This is a genomic window from Gemmiger formicilis (assembly GCF_016901605.1).
Lineage (GTDB): Bacteria > Bacillota > Clostridia > Oscillospirales > Ruminococcaceae > Gemmiger > Gemmiger formicilis_B.
The window spans coordinates 1-4,852 of sequence record NZ_JACJKP010000195.1; the positions used below are offsets into that span (position 1 = coordinate 1).

At 55.1% G+C, this 4,852-nt stretch carries 6 protein-coding genes; 3 read left to right on the plus strand and 3 right to left on the minus strand.

Annotated features, from left to right (window positions below):
• On the minus strand, window positions 1-527 hold a 527-nt coding region (locus tag H6B10_RS12545), incomplete at its 3' end, for a glycyl-radical enzyme activating protein (protein WP_204651918.1).
• A 400-nt stretch (window positions 528-927) separates the two neighbouring features.
• Between H6B10_RS12545 and H6B10_RS12550 the strand changes: the two genes are divergently transcribed.
• Window positions 928-2,253, plus strand: coding sequence for a Na+/H+ antiporter NhaC family protein (locus H6B10_RS12550; protein ID WP_204651919.1), 1,326 nt, complete (start codon window positions 928-930; stop codon window positions 2,251-2,253).
• A gap of 143 nt (window positions 2,254-2,396) precedes the next feature.
• Here H6B10_RS12550 and H6B10_RS12555 read toward each other — a convergent pair whose 3' ends face one another.
• The gene (locus H6B10_RS12555) at window positions 2,397-3,518 is read right to left on the minus strand and encodes a response regulator transcription factor (RefSeq protein ID WP_204651920.1); all 1,122 of its coding nucleotides are present in this window, start codon (window positions 3,516-3,518) and stop codon (window positions 2,397-2,399) included.
• Window positions 3,519-3,685: 167 nt separating this feature from the next.
• On the opposite strand from H6B10_RS12555, the gene H6B10_RS12560 reads away from it, so the two are divergent.
• Complete coding sequence (locus H6B10_RS12560) at window positions 3,686-4,099, plus strand: hypothetical protein (RefSeq protein WP_204651921.1); 414 nt, start codon at window positions 3,686-3,688, stop codon at window positions 4,097-4,099.
• A gap of 2 nt (window positions 4,100-4,101) precedes the next feature.
• A complete protein-coding gene (locus tag H6B10_RS12565) occupies window positions 4,102-4,299 on the plus strand; it encodes a hypothetical protein (RefSeq protein WP_204651922.1) in 198 nt (65 codons plus the stop codon).
• Between the two features lie 173 nt (window positions 4,300-4,472).
• Here H6B10_RS12565 and H6B10_RS12570 read toward each other — a convergent pair.
• Window positions 4,473-4,852, minus strand: a 380-nt coding sequence (locus tag H6B10_RS12570) for a tRNA-dihydrouridine synthase (protein ID WP_204651923.1), incomplete at its 5' end; no start/stop codon positions are given.

Genomic DNA, 4,852 nt, shown 5'->3' on the forward strand with positions numbered 1-4,852 from the left:
ACCTGGGCCCAGGGGGCATGGAAGGTGGACTCGCAGCAGGTATGGAATCCCTCGGCCTTGCAGGCCCGGAACAGCGCCGCCACAAAATCGCTCTGCACCAGCGGATCGCCGCCCGATACCGTCACTCCACCGCCGGAACGCTCGTAATATCCTTTATCCCGGCGGATGATTTCCATGCACTGTTCCACCGTCATGGTCTTGCCCCACTGTTTGATGGCGTCGGAAGGGCAGGCCGTACAGCAAGCCAGGCAATCGGTGCAGCGGCTGCGGTCGATGTCCGCCAGCTTGCCCACCGTGAAGCGGAACAGATTCCCCGCCGGGCAGGCCTCCTCACAGGCGCCGCATTTTTTACGGCCGATGCACTTGGTGCGGTAGACGCCGGGCTGGGGCTGCAGCTGCCAGCTTTCGGGATTGCTGCACCAACGGCAGCGCAGCGGGCACCCTTTGAGGAACAACTCGGTGCGCATTCCCGGTCCATCATGCAGGGTGAAACGCTGGATATTAAAGACGATCCCGCTTTCTGCCATGATTTCCCTCCTTCGCCGTGATGCTTTTGTTTTCTGCCTTGATTGTAACAAATCCGGCCTCCGGGGCAACAGTGGGCATGCGGCTGATTTTATATGGGGAGAGTTCCCTATATTTGTTTTCTTCTTACCGATAAAGCGCAAAAAAGCAGGCAAGCATAAAGCGAACCGGCTTCGCAAGGGAGCGCGATACGCCGCGCCTGTGCAGGCGCCTTTATCTTCCGAGTGGAATCGGTGTGCCGGTTCCCGGAAATTCGAAAAGAAATTGGCGAAGAACGGCAAAATGAGGATAGAAAGCGACTTTTTGTATTGCGGGAAAAGGTTCTTTCCCGTATACTCAGGGAGGAGGTTCTTTCCGGCATACCAAAGACACCCAAATGTCTTTTGAAACGAGGATGATTGTATGAAAAAAGGAAATGCCTGGGCATTGCTGCCTATCGGCGTGTTTCTGGTGGTTTTCATCGGAAGCGGTATTCTATTTCAGGACTTTTATGCAATGCCTGCCATTGTTGGTTTTTTGATCGCCTTGGTGGTGGCATTCCTGCAGAATCCAAAACGCAAATTCGATGAAAAACTCCAAAGCGTAACCGAGAGCATGGGCGACGCCAACGTCATGATCATGTGTCTGGTGTTTGTGCTGGCCGGCGGTTTTTCCGGGGCGGTGCAGGCTGCCGGGGGTGTGGACAGCACGGTGAACTTCGGTTTGTCCATTATGCCCCCTGCCGTGGCAGTGGCAGGCTTGTTTGTCATCGGATGCTTTATTTCCACTGCCATGGGGACCTCTGTGGGAACGATCGCCGCGCTGACTCCCATTGCTGTGGGCATCAGTGAGAAAACCGGCATGGCCGGGGCGCTGTGCATTGGCGCCGTAGTTTCCGGCGCTATGTTCGGCGATAATCTTTCGGTCATTTCCGATACCACCATTGCCGCAACCCGTACCCAGGGCTGTGATATGAATGATAAGTTCAGGGAGAACTTTAAAATCGTCCTTCCCGCCGCCATTATCACCCTGGTGCTTTTCCTGGTGATTGCCAGCGGCAGTCAGTACAGTGTGAGCGATGACCTTTCCTACAATGTGTTCAAGATTTTGCCGTATCTGGTGGTGCTGGTTGGCGCACTGGCAGGCATGAATGTGTTTTTGGTCTTGGTGCTGGGTATCATTCTTTCCGTGATCGTAGGTGTTTCCACCGGGTCCATTGCCTGGAACCAGATTTTCACCGTGATTTTCCAGGGTCCTGACGGTGCCGGCGGCATCAAGAACATGTACGATATCACGGTGATTTCCATTGTGGTTGCCGGCATCATTGGTCTGGTAAAGGCCAACGGCGGCATCGACTTTATTCTGGAAGGCATCAAAAAGCATGTACATACCAACCGGGGTGCACAGCTGGGCATTGCGCTGTTAAGTTCCTTGGTGGATATTTCCACCGCCAACAATACCATTGCCATTGTGATGGCCGGTCCCATTGCCAGGGATATTTCCCAGGAGTATGGTATTTCCCCCAGAAGAACAGCTTCTTTGCTGGATATTTACACCTCTGTATGGCAGGGATTGATTCCTTACGGCGCCCAGCTTCTGTATGCCTGTGCAGGCGCTGCCGCAGTCGGCCTGACCCTGACGCCCTTGGATTTGCTGCCCTACTTGTTCTACCCCATTTTGATGGGCATCAGCGGCATTGTATTTATCCTTTTTTCCGGACGGCCCAAAAAAGAGAAACCATCTGCTTAAATAAAAAGCGGAACTGCCTCATATAAAATGCACCCCACCTGCCTGGCAGCAAGGTATGCCGCCTGACAGGTGGGGTGTTTATTCTGTAAAAAGGAAAGGCAAACAAGCGGACAGGAACGCTTGTACCAGGCAAAATCAAATCATCAGGAACCCCGGTCATTGTGTTCCAGCCATTTGTACAGCTGGAACCGGGTGTTCACGCCGCACTTGGTGTAGATATTCTGAACGTGCTTTTTTACGGTATGATAGCTGATGACCAGTTCATCCGCCACCGCCTGATAGGTCAGGCCCTTGTGCAGCAGCCGTGCCACCTTCCATTCCGTCTTGGTCAGGGGCTGGCCGGTACCGGCAAACACCGGTTCCCGCGAATCAGCCGCCGGTTCCTGGGGCGCAATGGTAATCCAGTGGTAACGGTCCACAATGCCGTTGAAGTACCGCTGGTCGTAGGTGTAAATTTTAAAGACATAATGCCGGATCACCCGGGTCTGGACGTGATTTTCCCCATAATCGGCATCATCCCCCAGCAAAAAGGGCAGCCAGCTGCAGGTGGCGCCGCCTTTCAGCCCATTGACCGCCTCCTGCCCCAGAATATCCCGCAGGCAGCTGCGGGCTGCCTCGTTGCAGCTCATGACGTGATGGAAATCATCCGTGACCAGGTAGGCTTTTTCCCCCGAAAGAATGATCTCGCTCTGGATGTTGGCCACAATTTTGGCCTGTTCGTACTTTTTGAAATTCTTGTAGTCGTTGGCGATGTAGACGTAGATTTTCCCCAGTTCCGCCATTTCTTCCGGGGTGAAATCCCCTTCCGCCCGGCTTTTGAAAAACGCCACCTGAATGTAGGCATTGATGCCGAACGCCATGGTAACGCTGTAGCAGGCACGGAACTGTTCTTCCAGAAAACGCACATACGGGTCCGCGTCATATCCATCCGCCGGGATCAGGTCGGTGGAGCGGTAAAGCCGGGGCGTCATATTATTATAAGTAAGATGGTCGCGCACCGCTTCCCGGTACAATACCTGCCGCACGGTATCCTGTGCCATCACCCGGCGGTAGGGATGTTCCGGTCCATCAGCCAGCACCCCGGCGCGGTGCGTCCAGGACAAAAAGTTCCCCTGGGTGTCAAAATAGGAGATCAGTACATTCTGCAGCCCAAAGTTGCGGGCCAAAGAGTCCAGCAGCACCACATTGAAAAATTCATCTGCCGAAATCTGGTGTTCCGAAAGTTCGGAAAAGAAATTCATCCGATTGTCGCCCTGGTAGTTCATATCCTCAGTCCTTTGCACCACCGCAGCGGCCGGATTCTATTCTCTGATTACTAGCGTACAAGAAGGGGCTCAAAAAATCAACCGCTTTTCTCAGGAACGGTCTTATTATTTTCAGAACACGGGACCGTTCTTTCCATTCCGGGTCCTCCAGGGCGGCGGCGATCGTTTTGATCGCCTCCCTGACTTTGTTTATTCTTTACCCCATGGCGATTCTGTTGGCGGACAGTGTCTACGGCCCGGAAACCGGCCTTACCCTTTCCCTATTTGAGCGGATCTCCCGGATGTCCGGCTTACGCAAGGCAATCACCAACACCTTAAAAGCAGGCTTTACCGTGGGCATTCTTTCCACCATCATCGGCCTGCTGTTTGCCTACGTGGAAGTCTACGCCAAGATCCGCACCAAATTCACCTCCAGACTGTTCCAGGTAGTTTCCATGCCGCCTGTGGTATCGCCCCCTGCCCGGAAGAGGCTGCCCGGGATATGGGCGCCGCCCCTCTGGAGGAGGGCAAGGCTTGTACTCTGGTGCTCCGGCCGGGATCTGCCGTTCTGGCCGATCAGGGTCAGCTTCCCTGCAAGGTGATCATGTCCTGCTTCATGGGTTCCTGCCAGAACTATCATGTTATGGTGGGCAACACCATGGTAAAAACCTCCGACTTCACCCCCAAAAACAAAAAGATCTACAGCGTAGGCGACAGCGCCCGGGTCGCCTTTGAAAAGAAAATGTCCACCTGCTGTAAAAAGACCCGCCCATGGCACAAGACGGACAAAAACTACAGATAACCAGCAAGGAGGCCCTGCCGTGCCGGCAGGGCCCCTCCTTGTTGGTTATCCTGTATAAGGTCAATGAATGGGTCACAGGCCCACGACCGTTTCGCAGGCGCCGCGCACCGCTTCCAGGGCGTTGCGGGGGGAACTGGCGTCCCCGATGCAGTAGACCTCGGGGAAGGCGTCCTTCAGCTGCTGGTACAGGGCGCGATTTCGTCAAACCGCCCTTCCCGGGCCTTGTTGACAAATTCCGGGTCACTGAGCAGCGCACGGCCCAGCACCACGGCGTCCACATCCTGTTCCACCAGCCGCATGGCCAGGCGGGCATCGTTGATTTTGCCCACCAGAATCACCGGCACGGTGGACACTTCCCGGATGGCCCGGGCTTCGACCAGGTTCACCGCCACAGGTTCCCCGTTGCAGGGAATGATCTTGTTGCAGCGCTCGTACTGGGTACCGCCGCTGATTTCGAAGGCATCCACACCGTGGGCGATCAGGTTGGGCACCAGATAGCGGATATCCTCCACCGTATTGCCCTGGGGGTCCCGCTCGCTGCCGCTGATGCGCA

What these genes read in the sequence shown, in the direction of transcription:
- H6B10_RS12565 (WP_204651922.1), top strand. Translation starts at nt 4,102, where the DNA reads ATGTCCTGCTTCATGGGTTCCTGCCAGAACTATCATGTTATGGTGGGC.
- H6B10_RS12555 (WP_204651920.1), bottom strand. Translation starts at nt 3,518, where the DNA reads ATGAACTACCAGGGCGACAATCGGATGAATTTCTTTTCCGAACTTTCG.
- H6B10_RS12550 (WP_204651919.1), top strand. Translation starts at nt 928, where the DNA reads ATGAAAAAAGGAAATGCCTGGGCATTGCTGCCTATCGGCGTGTTTCTG.